20 protein-coding genes are annotated in these 25,399 nt (G+C 35.5%); 8 read left to right on the top strand and 12 right to left on the bottom strand.

Annotated features, from left to right (window positions below; all coding sequences use genetic code 11):
• Positions 1-114: 114 nt before the first annotated feature.
• Positions 115-384: a hypothetical protein gene (locus BUA03_RS02535; RefSeq protein WP_066075738.1), complete on the top strand. Its 270-nt coding sequence runs from the start codon at positions 115-117 to the stop codon at positions 382-384.
• Between the two features lie 232 nt (positions 385-616).
• Here the strand turns inward: BUA03_RS02535 and BUA03_RS02530 are convergent, their stop codons facing one another.
• Both BUA03_RS02530 and BUA03_RS02525 read right to left on the bottom strand, forming a co-directional pair.
• Positions 617-1,717, bottom strand: coding sequence for an alpha/beta hydrolase (locus tag BUA03_RS02530; RefSeq protein WP_082854256.1), 1,101 nt, complete (start codon positions 1,715-1,717; stop codon positions 617-619).
• A gap of 1,003 nt (positions 1,718-2,720) precedes the next feature.
• On the bottom strand, positions 2,721-3,140 hold the full coding sequence (locus BUA03_RS02525) for a DUF2452 domain-containing protein (RefSeq protein ID WP_066075741.1): 420 nt from the start codon (positions 3,138-3,140) through the stop codon (positions 2,721-2,723).
• Positions 3,141-3,787: 647 nt separating this feature from the next.
• Between BUA03_RS02525 and BUA03_RS02515 the strand changes: the two genes are divergently transcribed.
• Positions 3,788-4,912: a PQQ-dependent sugar dehydrogenase gene (locus BUA03_RS02515; RefSeq protein ID WP_066075747.1), complete on the top strand. Its 1,125-nt coding sequence runs from the start codon at positions 3,788-3,790 to the stop codon at positions 4,910-4,912.
• 1 nt (position 4,913) lies between these two features.
• On the top strand, positions 4,914-5,360 hold the full coding sequence (locus BUA03_RS02510) for a c-type cytochrome (protein ID WP_245792551.1): 447 nt from the start codon (positions 4,914-4,916) through the stop codon (positions 5,358-5,360).
• Between the two features lie 22 nt (positions 5,361-5,382).
• Here BUA03_RS02510 and BUA03_RS02505 read toward each other — a convergent pair whose 3' ends face one another.
• Entirely contained in the window at positions 5,383-7,458 is a 2,076-nt protein-coding gene (locus BUA03_RS02505) for a TonB-dependent receptor family protein (RefSeq protein WP_066075751.1), read from the bottom strand.
• A gap of 732 nt (positions 7,459-8,190) precedes the next feature.
• On the opposite strand from BUA03_RS02505, the gene BUA03_RS02500 reads away from it, so the two are divergent.
• The 3 genes from BUA03_RS02500 (at position 8,191) to BUA03_RS02490 (ending at position 12,855) form a co-directional block, all read left to right on the top strand.
• A complete protein-coding gene (locus BUA03_RS02500; protein WP_066075754.1) occupies positions 8,191-9,222 on the top strand; it encodes a hypothetical protein in 1,032 nt (343 codons plus the stop codon).
• A gap of 8 nt (positions 9,223-9,230) precedes the next feature.
• Positions 9,231-10,070, top strand: coding sequence for a polysaccharide deacetylase family protein (locus BUA03_RS02495; protein ID WP_066075757.1), 840 nt, complete (start codon positions 9,231-9,233; stop codon positions 10,068-10,070).
• Between the two features lie 538 nt (positions 10,071-10,608).
• Positions 10,609-12,855 carry an inorganic phosphate transporter gene (locus BUA03_RS02490; protein ID WP_066075760.1) on the top strand — a complete coding sequence of 749 codons (2,247 nt, stop codon included), beginning with the start codon at positions 10,609-10,611 and terminating at the stop codon, positions 12,853-12,855.
• Positions 12,856-13,385: 530 nt separating this feature from the next.
• Here the strand turns inward: BUA03_RS02490 and BUA03_RS02485 are convergent.
• The 8 genes from BUA03_RS02485 to BUA03_RS02450 form a co-directional block, all read right to left on the bottom strand.
• Positions 13,386-14,603 (bottom strand): murein hydrolase activator EnvC family protein, encoded by a 1,218-nt coding sequence (locus BUA03_RS02485; protein ID WP_245792550.1) that lies wholly within the window; start codon positions 14,601-14,603, stop codon positions 13,386-13,388.
• 59 nt (positions 14,604-14,662) lie between these two features.
• Positions 14,663-15,448 carry a lipoprotein insertase outer membrane protein LolB1 gene (locus tag BUA03_RS02480; protein WP_066075766.1) on the bottom strand — a complete coding sequence of 262 codons (786 nt, stop codon included), beginning with the start codon at positions 15,446-15,448 and terminating at the stop codon, positions 14,663-14,665.
• Positions 15,445-16,797 carry a tetratricopeptide repeat protein gene (locus BUA03_RS02475; RefSeq protein ID WP_066075769.1) on the bottom strand — a complete coding sequence of 451 codons (1,353 nt, stop codon included), beginning with the start codon at positions 16,795-16,797 and terminating at the stop codon, positions 15,445-15,447. The genes BUA03_RS02480 and BUA03_RS02475 overlap by 4 nt, the downstream gene beginning before the upstream one ends.
• Before the next feature lie 111 nt (positions 16,798-16,908).
• Positions 16,909-17,919: a sugar phosphate nucleotidyltransferase gene (locus BUA03_RS02470; protein WP_066075772.1), complete on the bottom strand. Its 1,011-nt coding sequence runs from the start codon at positions 17,917-17,919 to the stop codon at positions 16,909-16,911.
• 191 nt (positions 17,920-18,110) lie between these two features.
• The gene (gene dut / locus BUA03_RS02465) at positions 18,111-18,545 is read right to left on the bottom strand and encodes a dUTP diphosphatase (protein WP_066075775.1); all 435 of its coding nucleotides are present in this window, start codon (positions 18,543-18,545) and stop codon (positions 18,111-18,113) included.
• A gap of 225 nt (positions 18,546-18,770) precedes the next feature.
• Entirely contained in the window at positions 18,771-20,237 is a 1,467-nt protein-coding gene (locus BUA03_RS02460; RefSeq protein WP_066075778.1) for a lipopolysaccharide biosynthesis protein, read from the bottom strand.
• 121 nt (positions 20,238-20,358) lie between these two features.
• Positions 20,359-20,820: a hypothetical protein gene (locus BUA03_RS02455; RefSeq protein WP_139255596.1), complete on the bottom strand. Its 462-nt coding sequence runs from the start codon at positions 20,818-20,820 to the stop codon at positions 20,359-20,361.
• 10 nt (positions 20,821-20,830) lie between these two features.
• On the bottom strand, positions 20,831-21,274 hold the full coding sequence (locus BUA03_RS02450) for a GNAT family N-acetyltransferase (protein ID WP_066075783.1): 444 nt from the start codon (positions 21,272-21,274) through the stop codon (positions 20,831-20,833).
• Positions 21,275-21,553: 279 nt separating this feature from the next.
• Between BUA03_RS02450 and BUA03_RS02445 the strand changes: the two genes are divergently transcribed.
• Positions 21,554-22,534, top strand: a complete 981-nt coding sequence (locus BUA03_RS02445; protein ID WP_066075786.1) for a hypothetical protein — start codon at positions 21,554-21,556, stop codon at positions 22,532-22,534.
• Positions 22,535-22,553: 19 nt separating this feature from the next.
• Positions 22,554-23,531 (top strand): hypothetical protein, encoded by a 978-nt coding sequence (locus tag BUA03_RS02440; RefSeq protein WP_139255595.1) that lies wholly within the window; start codon positions 22,554-22,556, stop codon positions 23,529-23,531.
• Between the two features lie 180 nt (positions 23,532-23,711).
• Here BUA03_RS02440 and BUA03_RS02435 read toward each other — a convergent pair whose 3' ends face one another.
• The gene (locus tag BUA03_RS02435; RefSeq protein ID WP_066075792.1) at positions 23,712-25,385 is read right to left on the bottom strand and encodes a S8 family serine peptidase; all 1,674 of its coding nucleotides are present in this window, start codon (positions 25,383-25,385) and stop codon (positions 23,712-23,714) included.
• Positions 25,386-25,399: the final 14 nt, after the last annotated feature.

Raw genomic sequence — 25,399 nt, 5'->3', positions numbered from 1 at the left:
AAAAATCAAACCCCACATTTAAAATAAAAAATTATTAAATATAAACAGTAACAACTAGGCCTCAAAAAAATAGCAAGTTGTAGTTTAAAAAATATAATTACTTCTATCCATACAATGACTCTATCTAAAAAAATAGAACACTTAGAACAAGTGCTAAATCAGCCTGCAGAAAATTTCGCTAATAGTTTTAAATCAGATATTATCCTGTTTTTTGATGACAATTTCTCGGAGAACAATACGCAATTATTTTTCCTAAATGATTTAAACTCAAAAGAAGAAATACAAAGTTGGGTAGAAATATTAACATCGAGATTTGTGATGAAATTTGAAGCTGAATTTGAAGCAGAAAACGACTTTATTAATGATTATTTAGAGAATGGATAACTTTTTATAAGGAATATGTCAAATTGTAATAGAATTCTGGTCTACTGAAATCCAGAACGAGTTGGATAAACATATAGCCTTGCCAGAAGCAGCAATCACTTCGAAAAGAGCTAAAATAAAAAAACCAGCGCAGCGCTGGTTTCTATCTAACTGTACTACAATAGTGGATTTTTGAATTACAACTCCTTCTTCATAAAATTATGGCGCCAAAAAGGCGCCACAATATACTTAATTATTTTAGGCTTTTTTTGAGTTTCGCCGCCACGTTTTCAAGCATGATGCGAGTGGTAGGCAATTCAGCAAGGGCATTTAGCAGTCCAAAATCGTGAATAACGCCATTGTATCGTATGGTGGTGACAGCAACACCTGCTTCATCGAGTTTTCTGCCTAAGGCTTCTCCTTCATCCCGTAGAATATCATTTTCGGCCACGTGAATCGTTGTTGGAGGAAGTCCTTGCAACTGTGCAATTGTGGCCTGTAAGGGCGATACATATATTTCTTTGCGCTCTTTAGGATCAGTGGTATATTGGTCAAACATCCATTTCATTAGCGGTGCGGTTAAAAATCGGTCCTTGGCATACATTTTATACGAGTCCGTATCAAATCCTGAATCGGCAACAGGCCAAAGCAACACCATCAGTTTTATTTCTGGACCTTTTTTTTCTTTAGCCATCAAACCAGTAGCGATTGCCATATTCCCTCCTGCACTATTCCCAACAATAGCTAATTTTTTACCATCAACATTTATTTCATCCCCATGCTCGGCCACCCATTTAGTCGCCGCATAGATTTCATTGAGCGGTTTTGGATATTTAGCCTCTGGTGATGGTGTGTAATTAACAAATACTGCGGCACATCCGGAGAGCACAACTAAGTCACGAACTAATCTTTTATGAGTAGGATAGTCCCCTAATATCCAACCGCCCCCATGAAGAAATAGGAATACCGGTAATTTTTCTGTGACGCCTGCAGGACGCACAATATTTAATTTTACAGTATGCCCGTCTGCCGTAATAGTTTTTTCTGATTCATCAATTCCTGAAACATCAACTTTCACGGATGCTTGTGCTTTTACCAGAACATTTCGTGCGTCTTCTTTAGAAAGTTGTTCCACAGGCGTTCCACCCGTATTTAAAACTTTCAAAAATTTCTTCGTCCCTTCGTCCAGATGGGGATCTGTTGCAAAATCGTGCACTTCCATAGTTTCTGTTGTAGTTCCCATATTCTCTTTTTTAGTTTCATTAGACAAATTAGCTGCTTTATTACAGGATGATAGCGCGAATGCGATACAAAAAAATCCTGCTGTTCGCTTTAAAATTGAGATTGTTTTCATGTTAGTGAGTTTAAGTTGAAGCCGTTTTTATTGGTGCTTGAAGTACGTAGTGTAGTTGCACTTTCATTTTTAGGGACTGTACATTTTTTGACGTATAATTTGAAAAACAACTTCTTATTTGTTGATTATGAGCGATTTAAATACTTATAAATTTATTAAAATAAAAACACAGTATTACTATAAATAGCTAACAAATTTTGAAAAGAAGTACTTTTACTAGGCAATCAAAAGTTAAAGAAACTTATTATTCTTACAAACAAATTTTTCAATAAATAAAACAGGAGTATATTGGCCGTAACTTATCCATTAAGAGACCGTTAAAATATCATGATGTAGAAACTTTAACCCATTAAAGGAACAGGATGACTATCCGTAAGTGGTGCCAATACTATTTTTTGACACAAATTTCACAGATTTACACACATTAAAGAAAAATCGAATTAGATGTATTAGAAATCCGTAAAAATACTCTAAATCTGTGGCAAAAAAAGAAAGGTAGTCCTAAAGGCGGACGGTCATAAAGAACATTGCATTCGCAATAATTTTACTAAATTAAAACAACTTAGCTACCTCAATAGCGTCATCCAGATGGAAACTATCGACCCACTTTGATCAGCAACTATAAGCACCATTTAGGGATCATAAGCGGGCTAATTTTTAGGGTAAATGGGATTTAAAACTAGAATTGCAGTATAAGGCGGAAATAACTAAAGCCTCTATTTGCATTTGTTTCCTTTTGATTAAAACGTAGGTAAGCCCAAGCAGCTATAATTTAATTATACAACAACCTGTTGGGTGCAATTATCAAAAACGTCAGTTCGAGTGTTTATGGTGCAATGAAATGGAACAAAAAATGTATCAAGCATCGTTTTTGCTACTAATTTTTGGTGTTCTCGATACGATTTGTTCACGAGGCTTCGGGAAAAAAATCACTCGAACTGACGAAAAATCACCATTAAAAACTAATTACACACAACGGGTTATTCAGTACCGTACGTGAACTTTAAAACAAATAAGCCTCATTCCCATTAAGACAAATCCATTTTTTATCGCTGTTGAGTTTAAAGGTTCCGATATGTTCTTTGTTCCACTCATTAGGTCCAATTAAAGAGAGGAAATTTACTCCTTCGGCATCTCTGTACAAATGATAAATTTCGCCAATCACAGGTTCAAATGAAAACTTAGCACTATACACTAATTCGTTCCATTCGTATTCCTGCATTAAAATTTGGTACTGCAACCTGAGTTCATTAAACTTATTACCAAGCTCTTTGTTTACGTTATCGATTCCCCTACTTTTCCAGGACACCACATCATCAACTCGAATTACGGGTGCTCCTACACTAGTTGCGTATGGCAAAACATTAGCGTTGAATCCTTCCTCAGCAGAATAAACAACATTATCGGGTTTTTTACTTTCCATGTGATTTTATTTTAATTTAAAGTACTTCTTGTATTCTAAAGAAATACCAAATATCATTTCGATTTTTTATACAATTTTACAGGAATTAATAGTGATTTGCTTTGCGCCAAAGTTTTTACCTATCACCTATTTGTTCCTTTAAAATTACTTTTGTTTAAAAGTTTGGTTGCAAAGTTAAACAAAAAATCTAAGTTTTTCATGCAATTGGTATCGGATAGAGAAAGGTCTTGCTACTTTTGCTTTTTTGCTTAGGTAAAAGGCACCTTGTTTTGGCTTTGAAGTTAATTGAAAAGGAAAAATCAAAGAGGCAAGAACTGCAAAGTATAGCATTAAAAAGAAATAAGAATAAATCACTTATAAAAATACTGAGCGCCTCAAAAAAAGTTAAATACTATTGGTGGATGATTTTTAAACAAATCAGAAATGAAGAAAAATTAAGGTTTTTGATCCACTTGGGAATGCAAGTACAACAGAACACTTTTTAAAAACTTATAGGACTTCGCTTTTTATAATAAACAACAAGAACGTATTTTTGTTCCTAAAATTGTTAATTCTAAGCAAAATTAAAAGCGATAGGGCTCTTTTTATTCCGCTTTTACTATCTTTAAAAAAGATTATGTTTATGCTACAGCTTAAAAATCAGACTTATGAAAAAAATCACATTCTTTTCACTTTCATTATTATCGTTCCTTTCTTTTGGTTGCGATGCACAAGTTAAGTCGAACGACATCGCTATCAAAGACGAAGTAAAAAACTACACGCTAGAAACCGTAGCCTCCGATATTGCCATTCCATGGGGAATGACTTGGTTGCCAGACGGCACAATGTTGGTTACTGAAAAAAGTGGCGTGCTCTACCATATCAAAAACGGTACAAAAACTGAAATTAAAAATGTTCCTAAAGTATATTCTCGCGGGCAGGGCGGTTTATTAGATATTGCTTTACATCCTGATTATGCTAAAAACGGCTGGATCTACATGACATTTGCTTCGGATGAAGGGGAAGGAACCGGTGGTCACACAAAACTTATTCGAGCAAAATTAGTAGACGGAAGTCTGACACAAATAGAATCGCTTTATAAAGCCACTCCGAATACTACAAAAGGTCAGCATTTTGGATCCCGAATTGTGTTTGACAACGACGGCTATTTGTATTTCTCCATTGGAGAGCGTGGAGAACATTTTGTAAACCCTCAAGATATAAAACGCGATGGTGGCAAAATATACCGTTTGAATGATGACGGAAGCATTCCTAAAGACAATCCTTTTGTAGGACAGGCTGGAGTGAAAGAAGCCATCTATACGTATGGGAATCGCAATCCACAAGGAATGGCAAAAAATCCTGTAACAGGAGCAATTTGGGCCCACGAGCACGGTCCTCAAGGTGGCGATGAAATCAACATCATTAAAAAAGGAGTCAATTACGGATGGCCAGTGGTTACCTACGGCATCGATTACGACGGAACAACGATTAGCAAAGAAAATGAAAAGCCAGGAATTGAAAAACCAATTTATTATTGGCTGCCTTCCATCGCGCCAAGCGGAATGACTTTTGTTACCAGCGACAAATATCCAGATTGGAAAGGACATTTGCTTGTAGGATCTTTGAAATTCCAATATCTTGAATTGCTTAAACTCAAAGGAAGTGAAGTGATCGACAGACAAAAAATCGCCACTGGCGTAGGTCGCGTACGGAACGTGGCGCAAGGTCCAGACGGCTATATTTATATGGGTGTTGAAGGAAAAGGAATTGTCAAAATAATACCGAATTAAAATGATGCTACCAACAAAATTATTTTTAGGTTTTGGAATACTTTTACTAGGTGGATTTTCTTTTGAAAGACCATTTTACTCAAAGAACTATACCGACCTTAGTACCCAAACGACCGTAAATTCAAAAGATCAAACGCCGGGTAAGGAAATCTACGCTGATTTTTGCATGCAATGTCATGGTGCTAATGGTAAAGGAGATGCAAAAAACTTCCCTCCTCTTGATGGTTCCGATTGGCTAATAACCAAGAGAAATCAAAGTATAGCGGCAGTAAAATATGGACAAAGTGGCGAAATAACAGTCAATAAAATAAAGTACAACAGCAGCATGCCAGCTATGGGACTCTCGGATGAGGAAGTGGCTGATGTGATGAATTATGTGATGACCTCTTGGAGCAATAAACAATCGAAAGTCGTTACCCAGAAAGAGGTCACTGCCATCAAAAAGTAAGAATCTGTTTTAGAATTCGCCTTTAAAAATAGTACGCAACCGAAAAACCTCCATAGTAATTCACTGGATTTCCTGGATAAAAATAACGTGGAGCAGCAGTGCCAAAACCAACTGCATTAGGCAAAATGTTAGCGGCGTATTTCCTATCCAGTGCATTATTAATCCCGGCATTCAGCTCCGCTTTTAGGATTTTACCAATTGTAAAAATATAAGTCGACTTAATATCGAGTAACGAATACCGTTCACTGTAATTGATATTAGAATCATTCAACGGAATTTTACCCATGGTTCGGAAAGAAGCGTTCAAACTCAAGCCCTTTTTTATATTTAAATCCACACCAAAATTAAATTGCGTTTCGGGAACGCCTGTTAATTGATTTCCTGAATAGTCCGCCTCACCGTCTATGAATTCTTTGAATTTAAAATTGTTTACTGCTCCTGAAAAATAAGGTATGATTTGAAGTTGCGGCTGTTCTAATAGTTTGTAATTGACTGCAAATTCTAAACCTGAATGCGAGCTGCTTCCTGCATTAATGCCTACAAATTGATCATTAGCGGTTCGCCGAGCCACTAATAAATTGGTGATTTGCGTCGTGTAAAGTGCTACTTCCGTATATAATTTGTTTTGAAGCCAATTCCCTTTGAAACCCAGTTCATAATTCCAACCCATCTCTGGTTTCAAATCGGTGTTTATTTGGCCCTCAGGCGTCAAGGTTTCCGCCACTGAAGGAACCGAAAATCCATTGCTGATGGAAGCGAAAATGTTCTTATCAGTACCTACTTTATAGGATAAACCAACTCGTGGGGACCAGACAGCACCAAAAGTAAACGGTTCTTTTGTGGCTGTGCGATTTTCGAAAACATTTTGTAAAGAATAGGAAGTCGTATTCAATGCCAGTCCGCTTTCCAAATGTAATTTTTGAGAGAGCCAAAGTTCCATTTGTAAAAAGTAGTTGCTATACTTCCTGTTTTGTTTGATGGCGCTGAACGCATCACCTTGAAGACTTCCCTGACCCGGTTGTGACTGATATAAATTGCGATACAGCGTGTACTCGTATTGTTCCGTAAGCAATTCAGTGCCAAAACTCAATTCAAAGGGCAGAGAAAACAAATGCTCTTTATAATTGACATTGGAACGAATCCCAACCGAACTAGTTTTATCCTCTAAAATATCAAAAGGTCGGGGTTCGTAAGCGTCTTTTAAATTTGAAAAAAGGCTGGTTTGTAAAGACCATTTTTCAGAAAATTGATGATCGTAACCAAGCCCAAGCAGGAATTTGTCATACGATTCAAAACCTTGTGCCGCTGCCCAAGTACTGGCAGCTTTTTCTGGGTTATTTTTAAAATCGGTTTCATTAATCGAACTTGGTATAAAGGCTTTTAAACGGGTGAACGTGCCTAAAAAAGATAAATTCCCTTTGGAACTTATTTTTTGTTGGCCATGTAAGTTGAATGTTTGCCGTTTGTACGAACTGTTGGCTCGAAACCCATCCGTCTCTAAATCCGTGTAACTGCTGAACAAGTTCGTTTTGACATCACTATAACCAGCGGAAAGTCGTTGTTGCAACAAACCAAAACTTCCAAAAGTAACCGTTGCTTTCCCAAAGGATTCTTGCAAAGGGGTTTCCTTTGAAAACAACTGAATCACGCCGCCCAATCCAGAACCAAAACTCGTGGAATTGGGTCCTTTTATAATTTCTATTTTTTCGATAGTAGCCAAATCAAGATCATCAATTGTAGTTTCACCTTCGCCAGAAGTCAACGGAATTCCATCAAAATAGGCTTTAATTTTAGTAGTGCCAAATTGCGATCTGGCACCAATCCCTCGAATAGTAATCCGATTGGTATTCAAAGCGCCTTGCTGCATGGTTACGCCGGGAATCTTGTTTAAAACTGGAGTTACTATAATCCCATCGCTCTTAGCAAGGTCCGCAGTAGTTATCACAGAAACGGAAGCAGCCGTATTTTGGAGTACGTTCTTAATAGGCGAACCCGTCAAGATGACTGCCGAGAGTGCAATTGTATCTTTTTTTATTTGTCCAAAAACAGCAGTAACACTACCTAAAAAAAGCAAGAAAGAAAGCGTATTTTTGAACAATTGAAAGTGTATTTATAGGTTTAAAAATAGTGCTAAAGTTTGTACGCTAGGAGTATTCGCTTTAAGTTAGTCCTTCCTGAACGATTCGAATAATTCGCAGCGACGAATTGTGGCGCAAATTCCATAAAATTCAAAAAAATCGCTCCAACTTTATCATTGCGTTTGAATAGCAAAAAAAATCAAAGTACCGTTATTACCAAGAATGCCTTACGATTGATAAAGTTAACCCGTTGGGTGCAAGTATCAAAAACGGCAGTTCGAGTGTTTTTTATGCAATGAAATGGAACAAAAAATGCATCGAGAATGGTTTTTGCTCCTAATTTTTCGTGTTTTCGATACGATTTTCCTCCCGAGGCTTCGGGATAACATCACTCGAACTGACTAAAAATCACCATTAAAAACTAATTACACCCAACGGGTTAAAGTTAGTTTTTTCTTTCTACTTCCAAAAAAAATTTATAAAATCGTAGCTAAAAACAAAAATAGTGTTTCCATCTCAACTTGCATTAAAATTTTATTTATTTTAGTGCTGCGCAAGAAGATATAATTTTGAAAAGGATTAAAATAGGTAAAGGTCTTGTTAAACCGTAAATTATATAAAAAATACCGCTCCAAGGCACTACTTTAGCAGAAAAGACGTTCTTTAAAAATCATATCTTTGCATTACGATCAAGCGTTAAAACAAACTTAAATAGCCTTCTTCTTATATTTTAAAACCAACATTATCTACCTATGAAAAAATCAGCAATTGCATTTATTACACTTCCCTTATTGTTGTTAAGTACTTTGGCCTGCAATCGTGGCAAAGCAGCTGATACTGAAAAAGAAACAGAGGAAACGGCAACCGTAAAAGTAGTGGATTCAACAGAGAAAAAGCAAGTTCTTACCATTGACACGGTGGATTACAATAAAAGAATGATTGCATTAAGCAATAATGATACAACAGGTCGATGGCCTGTAAAAACGCCTTATCCCTTACCAGGAGCGCTTTTGCCATACAACAGAATAATTGCGTATTACGGAAATTTATATTCGACTCGAATGGGAATATTGGGGGAAATACCTCGAAAAGAAATGTTGGCAAAACTACAAGGGGAAGTAGCCAAGTGGCAAGCGGCAGATTCAACTGTAAAAACAATTCCTGCTTTGCATTACATTGCTGTTACCGCTCAGGGCGCACCTGGAAAAAATAATATGCACCGCCTTCGCATGCCTTTCAAACAAATTGATACTATTATCAGCTGGGCAAAGCCCATCAATGCATTAGTGTTTTTAGACATTCAGGTAGGACACAGTACGGTTAAATCTGAGGTAGCCGAACTGGAAAAATACCTTGCTATGCCAAATGTGCATCTTGGGATTGATCCTGAATTTTCAATGAAAAATGGAGAACGTCCAGGGTCAAAAATTGGACATTTTACTGCGGCTGATATCAATGATGCCATAGACATTTTAGCAGACATTGTGCGCAAAAACAAGCTGACTCCAAAGGTCCTTGTCGTGCATCGCTTTACACAAGGAATGGTTAAAAACTATAAAGAAATCAAAAAAGTTCCAGAGGTGCAAATCGTAATGGACATGGATGGTTTTGGTAGCAAAGTATTAAAAAAAGATTCTTATAAGGCTTATATTTTTAAAGAACCCGTACACTTTTCCGGTTTTAAATTGTTTTATAAAAATGACAATAAAAACGATTGGAAAATGTACAGCCCGGAAGAGTTAGTGAAATTCACTCCAAAACCAATTTACATTCAGTACCAATAATTTAAGTTATGAAAAATCTTCTTTCCTGTTTTTGTCTAGGATTTTTATTAGTACTGGGTTGCCAATCAGAACCCCGGAAAATAGTACCGGAAGTTCCTCTGGTTGCTGTTCCTGCGAAAATAGTAGCCGCAAAAAAAACAGCCAATCATGCCGCAACCGTTCTTTCAAAAAAAGAAGTGCCCATTTTATGTTACCATAACATTCGGGATTTTAGCGCCAGTGCAAGTGGAAACATCAAAGTATATACCGTAAAACCGCCTGCTTTTGCAGAGCAAATGAAAGCCTTAGCCGACGCCGGTTACCAAACCATTTTACCAGAACAACTGTATAACTATTTGGTTTTTGATGGCCCATTACCCGCAAAACCAATCCTCATTACCTTTGACGATACCCGCGAAGAACAATTCACCATTGGCGCAGCCGAAATGAAAAAATATGGTTTCAAAGGCGTGTTTTTCATTATGACGGTTTCCATTAATCGTCCCGGATACCTGAGCAAAGAGCAAATTAAAAGCTTATCAGATAGTGGCAATGTGGTGGCAGCGCACACATGGGATCATCACATGGTTACGAAATATACAGGAGACGACTGGAATGTACAATTGGTAAAACCAAAAGCAAAATTAGAAGAAATCATTGGGAAACCAGTTAAGGATTTCGCCTATCCATTTGGATTGTGGAATACGGCAGCAATTCCTGAAATTAAGAAAAGCGGTTACGAAATGGGGTATATTTTGTCTACCAAAAGAGATACTACAGATCCACTTTATACTATAAGACGAATAATCGTTTCTGGAACTTGGTCTACGGAAGGAATGATGCGATCTATTGACTCCTCTTTTAAATAAGCTGACTAGTGTAATTGCAACGAACCAATTAAAAACATTAATCTTACTTTGTTCTCAGGTAATGCCATTTTTAACTGTATTTATGGCATTCTTGAACGAAAAGAATGCCTATAAAAAAGCACTATCATTCCTAAGAAGTCTGATAGTGCTTTTCTACTTTTTGAACTGCTGTCGTTGTTCCAATGGCGGACCAATCCCGCTACGTGCCTCCTGAAAACTTCAACCCTATTCCATTTAAAAGTGGAAATGAGGTCCCTATTTCTAAAAACCACCTGATTTTGTGCTTTGGGTCTCCAAAAAAAAAGAGGCAACGGCGATAGGTAATGAAAAAATAAAGCTGGACTTTGATTGTTCTTTTTTCGCAATACACTCAACATCAATTGATTTTATTTGAACATCATTGAACATTAATTCGTAATTTTAATTTAACGTACTGATTTTTTACCCTATTTCAACTTTTCTGGTTTTAATAACATTAAGTTAACATGAAAACAAAGTCGTTACAGGACTTTTGTACAAAATTAAACCCCAAATTAATATGGAACAGATTTATGTAATTATGTTGATTGCGTTAGGTGTCTTAGCTATCATTGATTTAATGGTTGGCGTGAGTAATGACGCAGTAAACTTTTTAAATTCTGCCATAGGTTCAAAAGCTATTTCATTTAAAACGACCATGATTGTCGCAAGTCTTGGAGTTTTAATTGGAGCCCTTTTTTCAAGTGGGATGATGGAAATAGCACGAAGTGGTATTTTTGTTCCAAGCATGTTTAGTTTTAACGATGTCATGATCATTTTTTTAGCGGTTATGATTACTGATATTTTACTTTTAGATGTTTTTAATTCCCTTGGATTACCTACCTCCACTACTGTTTCCATAATTTTCGAGTTATTAGGAGCTGCAGTTTGTTTAGCCCTATACAAAATATATACGACCGATGACACTATCGACAATTTAGGAATGTACATTAATACAAAGAAAGCCTCTACCATAGTGTATAGCATCTTACTTTCTGTGCTACTGTCTTTTTCTATAGGAAGTCTTGTCCAATATATTTCCCGATTAATTTTTACTTTTCATTACGAAAAAAAGTTAAAATATTTTGGTGCTATTTTCGGAGGAATAGCCATTACAGCAATTACTTTTTTTATCCTAATTAAAGGATTGAAAGGAGTTTCCTTTATCTCCAAAGAACAATTTGACTGGATCAATGAGCATCAATTTATGATTCTAGGTTTAAATTTTCTTGTTTTTTTAGTACTGTCTCAAGTCCTAATAAGTTACTTTAAAGTCAATATTTTACGTGTTATTATACTTGTAGGAACTTTTGCTTTAGCACTGGCTTTTGCAGGAAATGATTTGGTCAACTTTATTGGAGTGCCCATTGCGGCGTTCAACTCTTATGAAATTTTCCAAGGCAGTGGTGTTTCAGGAGATGCGTTTATGATGGGCGCTTTAGCGAATGATGATATTGTAGCACCCTTTTACTTTTTATTATTAGCTGGTGTTATTATGGTGATCACCCTTTGGACCTCAAAGAAAGCAAAAAGTGTTATAGAAACAGGAGTTAATTTATCCAGACAAGGTGATGGTATTGAAAAATTCGCACCAAATACAGCTTCGCGATTTATCGTTAGATTGGGCTTGTATATTGGCGAAGGCATCAATTTCTTTTTACCAAAAAAATTACAAATAAAAATTGACAGACGCTTTGAAAATGTATTGAAGCCTACAAAGAAAACAGATGATGAGCCCGCTTTTGATATGGTAAGAGCTTCGGTTAATTTAATGGTAGCTAGTATTTTAATCGCCATAGGAACCTCTTTAAAGTTACCCCTATCCACCACTTATGTAACATTTATGGTTGCCATGGGAACCTCGTTTGCTGATAGAGCTTGGGATCGGGAGAGCGCGGTTTATAGAATTGCTGGCGTTTTTAAAGTAATTGGAGGTTGGTTTTTTACCGCAATTGTCGCTTTTATATTGGCTTTTATAACTGCTTATATTTTAAAAATCGGAGAAGTTTTCGCATTTGTCGGCTTATTACTTTTACTAGGAATCATGTTATATAGAAGCTCTAGAAAGCATAAAGAAAAGGTGCAAAGTGAAGCAGAAATAAAGAGCTTGCGGAAGGAAGATATTGGAACTGTCAAAGAAATGATTACGGAAAGCTCTGCGCAAATTTCCAAAGTATTTCGCAAAACTAGTGCATTATACGGTAATTTGATTGACAATTTAAGTTTACAAGATTTGGCTAAATTAAAAGAGAACAAAAAAGACCAAAAGAAATTAGAAAAAGAAATTGACGAATTAAAAAGTAACGTTTTTTACTTCATTAAAAACCTGGACGACAATTCAGTTGAAGCGAGTAAATTTTACATATTGATTTTGGGTTATTTGCAAGATATGGTTCAATCCATTGATTTTATAACAACCAATAGTTATTCACACGTTAATAATAATCACAAGCAATTAAAATTCAATCAAATTAGAGACCTGAAAACAGTTGACGAACAATTACAGCAGTTGTTGCGACTGTTAGAAGACAGTTTTAAGACCGAGGATTTTTATAAGATTGACCTTATATTAAATGACAAACAAGTTCTTTTAGACACGGTTTCTGAATTAATATCAAAACAAATAATAAGAATAAGAACCACAGAAACGAGTCCTAAAAACAGTAAGTTATACTTCGCTTTGTTATTAGAAACGAATGATTTAATAAAATCTATTATGAACTTATTGGAATTATTCAAAGAATTTAATAAACTCAATAAAGAGTAGTTCAGGCGCTGCAAAAAAATGGGAAACGTTGTTCTACAAAGGTTCTAATTCCTGAAATAGTCTTAGCGTGATGCTTACTGATAGCTTACAACAATAGGAATAAACGACGGTTTGTGTGCGCTTTCTTTTGCAGCTCTCTACTGATTTTATCCATTTTAAAGTAAAGGCGCAGTTTTCTGAGTTTTTAGCTTCATCAAATAGCAGGTAAGCTATAGTGGCAATTTATAAAACCCCTTCCGTTCTTTTTCTTTCTAAAACCACTGCTGGTACAAAACATTCCGTTACAAAAAATCAGCACGATATGCAGCGCAAGGTAGTGTCTCACGAACTTTTGATACAGCGATAAAAATCGCCATTAGGATACTTTCAAACTAATAATAGATTGCAGAATACAGCGGCAAAAAATGGCTAATTCCTATACTTTTTTACTTGCTTATGATTTTTTTTCATGGTAGAGACAGGTTTCACAAAAAAAAACACTATCACATTCCTTAGAATCGATAGTGCTTATTTTATGAAAACAACTGTTTTTATCTTGGTGACAACCAACTCTGAGGATCGTTGTAAGTGGTATTTTGAAGGATTAAAAATTTAATAATTGTTTTTCCCGTCTCACCATTGGTTCTTACTTTTCCAAGGCTCTGCTTAATACTCACTTTATCCCCTCTACTCACATTTACCGAACTCAAATTTTGATACACGGTGAAAAAATCTCCATGTTGTATCATTACCGCTTTGTTTACTGGTGACAAAACAATCACGCTGGTGACTTCTCCACCAAAAACAGCTCTTGCACTTGCTCCGCTGTCTGTAGTGATTTCTACACCGCTATTGTGCACCGTTATGGTATTAAATAAAGGATGTGTTTGGTTTCCGTATCCTAATGATATGTACCCTTTTTCCACAGGGTAAGGCAGTCTTCCTCTATTCGATCTAAAGTTATCTGCAATTATTTTTGACTCTGGAGTCAATTCTATTTTTGAAGAGGAAACTGCTGCTCTTGAAACGGGAGCACTTGGATTGGCTTTTGCTTTTTCCAAGGCTGCCTTTCTATTGGCCGCAGCAATTGCTTCTCGAATTAATTTATTGATTTGTCTGTCAATTGTTCTGTATTCTTGTTGTCTTTTCTTTATTTCTACAGAAATCTTGTTTTTATCTTTCTTGAGTACGCTAACCAGTTTCAATTGCTCTCTTTTCTCGTTTTCGAGTGAAAGGCGTTCTTTTTCGTTTTCAGCAATCAGTTTTTTCTTTGCTGTTTTCTGCACATCCAGCTTTTGATTAAAATCCGTAAGCTTATTGGATTTAATATTTATCTCTTCACCTTGTGCCTTTCTGTAGCTGGTGTACTGCTTCATATACTGCGCCCTTTTGTAAGCCTGCAAAAAGTTTTCAGACGACAATAAGAACATCGCGCGACTTTCAGCAGAGCGACTTTTGTAGGATTTGACAATCATTTCAGCATAATCCTCTTTGAGGTCCGCTAACTCTTTCTTGAGTTTGTTAATTTGTACCTGATTGACATACATGTCATTATTAAGCAATTTAGTTTGCTTTTCAGTGGTGCTTATTAATTTTTCTTTCAGCTTTATCTTAGTGCTTTGAACGATAACCACGTTGACCGCGGATTTTTCTTTTTTCTTTACCGATTGTAATAACTTTTCATTTTCTCGAATTTCTTTTTGAATTTGAGCTTTACGTTCTTCTAATTTTTCTTGTTGTGATTCCTGACTCCACAACAAGGAAGTCATACAGATAAAAATTAGGCTTAGGAGAAATTTTGGCATATCGAAAAAATATTTTTGCTAATTTACTTAATTATAATTCTTTTGTACCCATTTGGAACACTATATGGAAAAGAAAGTTCTTCATTGAAAGATACGGAGTTGTATTCCAGATTAATTTCCGTGTTTCCTTTTTTCTGAAACGTATTAATTACAACACTAGTGGGCAAGGTTGTTTCATTATATATTTTGTTATCAGCATACGCCACTTTGATCATTCGTTCTTCGGCTGTTTGCGTGATTTCTTGCTTTTGAACTAAAAACTTATCTGCATCTAAAAAGAAAGATTTTTTAGTGTTTTTATTGGACGTATCATCTAAGCGATACGTTTGTTCCAGTAAAGTTTCTAAATATTTTCCTTTAGTTAAGTCATCAATGGCTTGTCCTAATAACATGTTCTGAATTTTATTGTAATCCAAATCCGTTCCCAGCCATTGGCTTAAACTACTGAAATTGCCTTCAAAATATTTGCCATTGATCTTTTCGTAATAACTCACAGAATTTGGCGTAATTAAAGCTTTGGCCATCGTTATTCCTAGAAAACGGATGCTTACTAAAATCTGCTCATCTTTCTTGATTTTAATCTCGGCGGTCACGTTTTGCGTTTGCTTGTCATCAGCATAACGGGCGCTTGATTTAATATATAATGTAGAAAATTCATTTTTATTGTTGTAATGATTTTCTATTATTTTTTTGGCCGTCATATAGGTTGCCGGAGCAATGGCTTCATTATTTGCTGCAACCGCAATGGCTTTCGATTTACACGATACCATAAAAACAGTAAGTACTGCTAATAGTGCTAATTTTTTCATTGTTTTTTTTCTTTTAATAATTGGCTGGCTTTAGAAAAAAACAAGTCTTTTTTCTTGAAATCTCCCAGGCCGTTATACGCTTCTCCAAGTTGGATATTGAAATTTATTTCCAATTCCCTATTGTCTACTACATAATCCATGCCCATTTCTAGTTGGTCCTTCGCTTTTTTAAATTGTTTCAACTGATTGTTAGCCAAACCTGCATAAAAATAAAACTGGGGCTGCGTTGGAAAAGTCTCTATTGCTTCCAGCGCTTTTATCGATACTCTATCAAATTGTTTCAACTCTGTGTGCGCTTGAAGCAAAAGTAAATTCGTTTCTACGGTGTCCGTTGTTCTACTATTCAACGATTTTTCATAGTATTTGATGGCTTGGCTCCATTGCTTTTTGACCTGAAAAAAGGTTCCAATTTCCTTAGCTACATCAACCAATTTATCATTTTCGAAGTACCCAACTGCTTTCTCTAAATCAGCTTCATATTGGGGGTTTTTCTCCGTGAAAATTAAAAACTCATTCAGTATTCTATGTTTAATTTTCGAATCTATTTTGGCGCTTCCCAAAACGACATTCATGGACTTGATGGCTTTTGGCGCATCATTAGTATCCAAATAATTCTTGAACAAACTCACTTGCGCCCACTCCGAATCTGGAATTGCTTTCTCTAGTTTTTTGACCGTTTCAAAAGCTTTCTCTTCTTCGTTATTCTTGGAATATAAAAACATCAAACTGATATAATTAGCCTCCTCCTGCGGGTTTTTAGCAATTAACGCTACCAAATTGGTAATCTCAATATTCTGAAATTTACCTTCCGATAAAATTTGGCTTTTATACAATTCCCTGCGGTCCGTTTTTCCAATGGTTTCATTAAGTTCCTGAATCAACGCCAACGCTTTTTCATATTGATTGGTCCCCATATAAAGGGAAGTCAAGTCTTCTTTGTACTTGGGATCAAACTCAATTAATTTAGTAATGGTGGCAATTCCCTGTGTAAAATTTTTAGTTTCGTAACTCACATCGTACATCCCTATCCAAAACCATTTGTTTTTCGGATCTATTTTAGAGGCGCTTTCAAAGAAATTATAGGCGTTTTTATAGTCTTTTAATGCTAAATAATTCTTTCCCAATTCAAAATAAACTGTGGCATCATTGGGCTTTATTTTATTTGCTTTATCCAAAGCTGTGATGGCTTTATCATAATTCTCAATCCCTTTTTGAAGCAAAGATTCGTAAAAAAGTTCTTGAAATTGATCCGCATCCAGCTTGATTTCCTCAGGTTCCGTTTGTGCCCATAGCAAAGCCGAATTGCATTGCAAAACGAGAAATAAAATTATGAAAGCGCTTTTTTTCATGTTTTTATTTAAACCCAATTGTATAGAATTTTTATAAAAAAAATTTAATTTTTAGCCACAGATTCACAGATTGAAAACAAATTTAAAAATCGGTGAATCGGTGGCAGAATTTTATTCTAAAACGGAATAATCTCCGATGCTTATACTTGTAAAATTACCGTCAAAACTGGCGTGATTTCCAATCATTGCATTGTCCAAATTCGCATTTTTTATATTAGAATGGGTTTGTACCAAACTGTTTTTTAGCGTGCTGTCTTGTACATGACATCCATCCCCTAAGGAAACATTTGGGCCAACAGTTGTGTTAATCAAAACAACATTTTTACCGATGTAACACGGCGGAATAATTTTCGAATTTTTTAATGTGACATCAAAGTCTACTAAATGTTCTCCATCGCTATGCAAGAAGCCTAGCATTCTAGAATTAGTTTCAACGGTAACTTCTTTGTTGCCACAATCCATCCATTCATCTACTTTACCAGGAACAAATTTCATGCCTTTGGCCATCATTTGTTTAATCCCGTCATTGATTTGGTATTCGCCACCATGGATAATGTTATTGTCAAGCACTAACTGCAATTCGTTTTTTAATACGGCAACATCTTTAAAATAGTAAATTCCGATAACGGCAAGATCCGACACAAATGTGGCTGGTTTCTCTACCAATTCGACAATTTCATTAGCATCATTTAATTTCACTACCCCAAAAGCTTCTGGTTGGTCGACTTGTTTAACCCAAATAACACTATCAGCCTCTTTATCTAAATCAAAATCAGCCCGAATTAACGTATCAGCGTACGCGATAACTGCGGGTCCACTCAAAGAATCCTTGGCACACATAATGGCGTGACCTGTTCCAAGCGCTTCGTTTTGGTAGTAAATAGTGCCTTTGGCACCTAGTTTGTGAGCGATAGCAAGTAGTTCCTCTTCAACTTTTTTGCCAAAAGTTTCATGGATAATAAAGGCAACTTCCTCAATATCCTGATTCAATACGCCTGCAATATCTTCGACCAAACGGTGCACGATTGGTTTTCCAGCGATAGGAATTAATGGTTTTGGAATGGTTAAAGTATGTGGGCGAAGGCGCGATCCACGGCCTGCCATTGGGACAATTATTTTCATATATTATTGATTTTAACCGCAAAGTTCACGAAGATTTTCGCAAAGTTCACGAAGATTTTTTTTGCTTTTTTTGCCACAGATTACACCGATTTCCACGGATTTTTAAAATGACTTTGGTGCGAAATACAAGCTCGTTTATAAAATAATGATTGCTACTGAGCTCTACACTACTGAACACTGATTACTGAACACTACTTCACTCCCGTACTACCAAAACCACCTTCTCCTCTCACGGTTTCCGTTAATTCTTGTACTTCAATCCACGTTGCGCGTTCGTGTTTTGCAATGATGAGTTGGGCGATGCGTTCTCCGTTTTGGATTACAAAATCTTCATTGGATAAATTTACTAAAATAACTCCAATTTCGCCGCGATAATCTGCATCTACTGTTCCGGGAGCGTTCAGGACTGTAATTCCGTTTTTGGCAGCCAGACCACTTCTTGGACGTACTTGCGCTTCATAACCAATAGGTAATTCTAGAAACAAGCCTGTTTTTACGATGGCTCTTTCCAGCGGTTTTAAGGTTATGGATGCTGTTAAATTAGCGCGCAAATCCATTCCTGCGGAAGCTATGGTTTCATAGTTAGGCAAGGCATGTTGCGATTTGTTGATGATGTTTATGGTCATGTTTCTGTTTTTAAGGGAATGAAAAAACGAGTTCTCCACAGTGATTATGTGTTTATTATGCTAAGTCCTAGCCGTGACCGCAGTGAAAAGCCTTTTTTTATGAAATTGCATTTTTTTCTAGGATAAAAAGAGCGACCGCAGGAAGCTCCTTTTTAGCCTTAGAAAAAAGCAATTTTAGGAAAAAGCTTGAAACGGAGTGCGCGATAAGCTCCTAAAAATTAGTGTCTAACTTGGTTTTCGTTTTAAAATTTTGATTAATAATTCTTTTTCGTTGTGGTATATAAAATACAGGAATACTAGTAATAACGGAATTCCGACGAAATAATTCTCTCTAAAACCGTAAAATGAAATCGCTGAAAATCCTATCGAAAGCAAGAGGTACAGGACGATTTTATTGATGTCATACGGAATGGGATAATATTTATTTCCGAAATAATAGGAAATACTCATCATGCTACCGTAGGCCGCAATGGTGGCAATTGCCGAGCCGTAATAACTCATGGTAGGAATTAACAAATAATTGAGTCCTAGCGTGATGACGGCTCCTACTATAGAAATATAGGCGCCAATATACGTTTTGTCAATCAGTTTGTACCACACGGAAAGGTTGGTGTAAATGCCGAGGAAGAAATTGGCCAAAATAATCAAAGGCACTACCTTCATGGCTTCCCAGTAGGATTCGTCTTGAATCATAATCACTTTGAGCACATCGGCAAAAACGATTACCGAAAGTAGAATAAAAGAACCAAAAATGACAAAATACTTAGTAATGGTAGCGTAGGTTTGTGGGGCGTCCTTGCTTGCGGCATGACTGAAAAAGAAGGGTTCGATTCCTAACGTGTACGCCGTGCGGTACAACACCATGAATAAACCTAATTTGTAGCAGGCGGAATAGACTCCAACCTCAGCATCGGCGATATCCGCCGGAAGTAGCTTACCCAATAAAATTTTGTCAAATTGCTCGTTGATGGCGAATGCGATTCCAGCCACCATTATAGGCATGCCGTATTGCATCATTCGTTTCCAAAGAGCGTAATCAAAGCGCCATTTTAGTTTAAAGTAATTAGGGGAGAGAACTAAAAATGTGAGTAGGCTCGCCACAATATTAGATACGAAAATATAGCCTATTTGGAAATCCTCAATGTATAAATTGCTTACCAAATGATCTGGAGTCGACTTGGCTATATCAGGCAAGTAACTTAGAAAGAATATATTTAGAAATAAATTTACAACTACGTTTCCTATTTTAATAATGGCGTATTGTATAGGTTGTTGATTGACTCTTAACTTAGAAAATGGTACGATCACCAGCGCATCGAATACTAAAATCCAAATGGTATAGGTTATGTATTGCTCGTCTATGCCGGACCAAAGTGACAAGGTGTTGCGGAACAATAAGGATATAAATAAAAAGGAGATGGAAGTCCAAAAAATAGAAACAGAGGTGGTTTCTACGACGGCATTCTTATTGGTTTCTTTGTTATAAAATCGGAAAAAGGCCGTTTCCATTCCGAAGGCAAGTATAACATTGAAAAAAATCATGTAGGCAAAAATGATCGAAATCTTTCCGTATTCGGCTTTAGGAAGTAAGTCTGTGTACAAGGGCACCAATAAAAAACTGAACATCCTCGGAATTACTGTTGCCAATCCATAAATAGCAGTCTGTTTAAAAAGATTTTTATATAATCCCAAAATGGTGTGTCAATTAAAATTAAGGAAACAAAAATAACTAATTAGTTGATTTAATCTACTGAAGTACCGCTTTGTTTTAAAACAGCACAATCAGTGATAAAAGCAATTGTCTTCATAAAAATTATCGCAATGGTTTTTCGATAACATTGGTTATTTTAAAAAAGTGGGTTTTATTATCTTGTTTGTATTCTAACACTGCTTCGTTGGGGTTTAAATCAAATATAGCCTTTTTTAGGACGGGCGCTTTGTTGCCATATTCCTTGGCAGGATTACTATCCATAATCAAATCTTCTTTTGTAATGCTTTGCAAAAAAGAAGCTTTAAAGTCTTTTGGTGTAATTTCTTCAAGAGGAGCTTCTTGATTGTGAAAATAGATTTTTTCCAATTTTATATTGGCTGACAGTGGATTTTTGAATTCGATATAAAAATTGATTTTACTGCTTTCTTTACCGTTTTCCACTTTCTGATAAAAAACCGACTGTATTTCCTGAGGAAATTCCGTTTGCAATTCTTGTTTCATAGCACAAAAAGTAAGGCATATTGCAGTGATCAATAAAAAACCAATTAATTTATATCTTTTCATTTTATCTAATTTAGCTTAATCCCTCTTCGTTTAGAATCTTAAGGAAGTGAAATCCTTTCGGCACATAGCCTTGGTTGTAATAAAAACGGTGCGCGGTATAATTTCCCGTAAAAGCGTCTAAAACAATCATCGTACAGCCCAACTCTTTGGCTTTGGCATCGACATAATCAGTCAACATTTTGCCAATGCCTTTCATGCGATGATCCGGATGAACAATAAAATTGTCTATTTCCAGGTACTTTCCCGACCACAGTTTAGTCCCAGACCACAATCCCGACAGCCCTACGCAAACCTCATTTTCAAATACGGCAATTTGTTTGTAATTGTGCGGAATCATTTCAGCGAGATATGACTCGTACTTATCTAAACTGAAATTGGTATATAAATATTGCATGACGTTGTATTGCGCCAGCATTTCTTGTTTTGTGGTGAGTTCTATTATTTGTAGTGCCATGTTTGATTTTAAAGGGGTAAAATTAAAGAAAAAATCGCTGGAATAGAAAAAGAAAGAAGGGAGAACTCATTTTTACCATGGGCTACTATTTTTGTAAAGAGGATGCAAATGCTACTTACCACCTTTTTTTGAAACATAAAAATTGCCTAAAAAGGCTTTTTTGTATAACAATTTATCGGAATTCACGGAATTACGATAACAAGTGTTCGTAAAATAATTCTGAATTATCTAGTTTTGGGATCAGAAATTAAAAATGCTTTTTCAAGCAATACAAGTTCAATGACAAATAAAACAAACACAATCGCTCAAACTACGAACCTTTCGCGGTTTTTAATGCAAATAGCTTCTCTAGTTCTCTTCTTGTTTTTATTATCGTGTGAGAAAGAAGAAACAATCGATAAGGTAATAGAGCAATCTATCGAACTACAAATTGAAAATGAAAAATTTAAATTAGAAAATGAATCTTTTGTTGTAAATGAAAACTGCAACACTATTTTTGTTTCCTTTATTTATGATCGAGGGAAAAATGAGCCTCATTTTATTTTTGAATTATCTATTACCAAGAAAGGAATTGTCAGAAAAATTAGTTACACTAGATTTGGTGAGAGCACTAAACCATTTGACACTCCAGATTTTAATTTGAGAGGTTTACTTTCAGTTAATAACTTTGTGTACGACGAATCAACAAAATATTTAAATTTTGATTTTTCCGGAGAACTCCTAGAAGTCGAAACGAACATTGCTTCATTGGATCAGCCCCAAAAAAGGAAGAAAATTAATGGGAAAATTATCGTAAATAAGTTAAAAGCTACAACTTGTACTAGTTTTATTAGCGACTTAAATTTTAAAACAAATACCTATACTTTCTCCACTAACCACCACGCTGGATCACATGATCCTAATTTAAAAGTAAATCCGTATGATTTTAGGTTTTATTCTGACAATGGATACCGCGCCATCATCAAATTTAGTAAGGACTTATGGAATTTAGATAAAGGAACTTATGCTTTTGAACAGAACACGCTGGAAAACCGAATCGATTTAGAAAAATATATTGGAATTTTTAGAGCGACTCAATTATTATGGGTCAGAGACATCGACTGGAAAAAATTCCAAACATCAGGCAGTTATACCATAAAAGAACAGGTTATGATAAATGGTCTAAAAGTAACAAAAGGCGAAATGAACTTGCAAGTATATGACAATGGAATGCTGCTTTATACTGTTGGTAATGGAAAATTTGAGGTTGTGGGGTTTTAACGAAAATCAAAGGTTGAAAATGATAAACAAAACAAACACAATCGTTCAAAGCAACAACCTTGGGCGGTTTTTAATCAAAGTTATATTTTTAAGTGTTTTACTACTATTTATTTCCTGCGATAAGGATGACATAGAGAAAGAGGAAATAACAAGTTCTTTCGAAATTAAAATCGATAATGACCAATTTAAATTTACCAATGGCTCAGTAGGTGCTATTGAAAATTGCGAAAGGATTTCTGTGGGTGTACAGTCGGACAAATCTGCTGAAGAAAATTTTACAATAGTGATTAACCTTTTGAAAAATGGCGGAATTGGAAATGTACAATTATTCGACTATCGTTTTAATAACAATCCTTACGAAACGCCTGATTTTAAAACAGATGGATTATTAACTGTTTCTAACTTTGAATATGATGAAGCCAAAAAGTATCTGCATTTTGAGTATGAAGGTGAGCTATTAAAAGTAGAAACTGATTTTAATTCCTTAGATAAAAATCAACCGAGAAAAAAAATTAATGGAGTTGTAACTATTAATGATATCCAGTCTATAAAGTGCGATACGTTTATATCACAATTAAATTTTACAACAAACACCTTAATTTTTTTTACTAATAGACCTTGTGCTTCCCATGATCCAAATTTAAAAACAAACCCTTACCAATTTTCTTTTCTTTCAACTAACGGATACCGCGCCATCATCAAATCTAGTAAGGACTTATGGAATTTAGATAAAGGAACTTATGCTTTTGAACAGAACAGTCTAGAAAACCGAATCGATTTAGAACAATATATTGGAATTTTTAGAGCCACTCAATTATTATGGATTCGTCCCCAAGACTGGAAAAAATTTCAAACATCAGGTAGTTATACCATAAAAGAACACTTGATTATAAACGGTCTAAAAGTAACCAAAGGCCAAATAAATTTGCAAGTTTATGATAATGGAATGCTGCTACATAGCATCAGTAATGGCAAATTTGAGGTTGTGGGGTTTTAACGAAAATCCCACTCAAATCGGGAGAAGCCAGCCTTATGGCTTCATAAATTAGAGGATCTTTCAGGACTTCAAAAACATAAGTCACCGCTTCCTTTTCCATAATTTTGGTGTAAAAAGAAAGTGGCAATAAGCGTGTTCGCAATACATATTGCGAAAAAGGCTTAATGGTATAGGCTAACACTATCTTTTGCTTTTACTTACTTTTTCAGCTAGTTGCATCGCATTATAAACATTGAGAACTTTTCCTGATTTAGACAATTCACTAAACTTTGCTTTTTTACCTTCGCCTCCGGGAACCAAAACGTCAATGTCATACGCCGTTCCAGACTCTAAAATAATTTGTTTGACTTGTTTTGCAGAAAGTTTTGGATAATACGACCAGATTAGAGCGGCTGTTCCTGAAACCATTGGTGCTGCTAATGAAGTTCCTGAGTCAAATCCATAGCTGTTGCCTCCAACTGAGGTATAAATTTGATCACCGGGTGCAAATAAGTCTACATTTTTCTTGCCATAGTTAGAAAATGATGCTACTAATGTGGTATCGGTTTTAGAGCTAGATGCACCAACATTTATAAAGTTGTTACAAACTTCTTTAGCTTCAGTATTGTAATCAATATCTGTTGGATAGTACGGATTTTCATCTACATTAAATTGATCATTTCCTGCTCCATGTACCAATAAAATATTGTGATCAGCGGCATATTTCATAGCTGAGTAAACCAAATCGTTGTTCAAAGCGAATTCTTTGCCGAATGACATATTAATAATTTTAGCACCATTATCTACCGCATATCGAATTGCCATCGCAATATCCTGATCGTGTTCATCACCATTAGCCGCTATTACCAATGGCATTATCTTTACGTTTGAAGGTACAATCATTGCAATTATTCCAGAAACTTTCGTAGAGTGACTATATGTAGTTGTTTTTCCTGTACTGTTTTTAGAAAGTGTATTATTACCATATCCTTTCTCAAATTGACCAGAGCTATCCTTTATTAAAAGTCGCTCATCGAATTTAAAGTTTAAGGATTTATTTAAGATGGAGTCCACCTCTTGCTTGCTATCTTCCACATCTTTTAATGACTTTTCACCAAAATCGAGTCTTGCTTTCATAAAAGCTATCATTGTACCCAGATCAAAATCAAGATCTTCCCTTCTTTGTCTGAAGGTCTTATCATTGATTTTGTGTTTTTTATACATGCTATCTAGTTGTTGATAGGTATAATCCTCGTTCGGAAAATAATGCCTTAGACTATCTTTGGCGGATGGATAAGTTTTTACACTATATTTTAATGATTTTAGCCAGTTTTCGTAATAAACATGCTGTTCTCTAAACTTTCTTAGTGCTCGATCATATTCCTTTTCATTTCCAGCTTCGTTTTTAACTAATTGGTCGGTTTGCAAATCCCCCCATTTTCTTAAGATCCTTACAAACTCAAAATTGGAAAAAACTAAATATCCATTGTCTTTTGTTCCAATAAAATTCCAACCATTAACGTCGTCTACGTAACCATTTTTATCATCATCTTGTCCATTATTAGGAATTTCAGTTTTGTTTATCCATAATTTATTCTTTATTAAATCGTGATTGACATCTACAGGTGAATCAATAATCGCAACAATAATTTCTTTGGATCGCAATTTTTGGATGTTCTGCATTTTCCATTTGCTGAGAAACATTCCTGTATTACCATTTTTATCTATTTCTTTATGAAACCAATTCAAAGAATCTAAATTTTTATAACTGGAAACTTCGTTGTCTTTAATTAAATTTAAGTCTGTATTAGTTTTGCTCGAACTGCAACTTATTAAAATAGCAAGTAATAAAAAAGATAGAATCAATGATTTCATAATTTTGTAAAAAA

The organism is Flavobacterium fryxellicola (assembly GCF_900143245.1).
Lineage (GTDB): Bacteria > Bacteroidota > Bacteroidia > Flavobacteriales > Flavobacteriaceae > Flavobacterium > Flavobacterium fryxellicola.
Note: the sequence above shows the minus strand (reverse complement) of the source record. Positions and strands in the feature narration are given on the sequence as shown.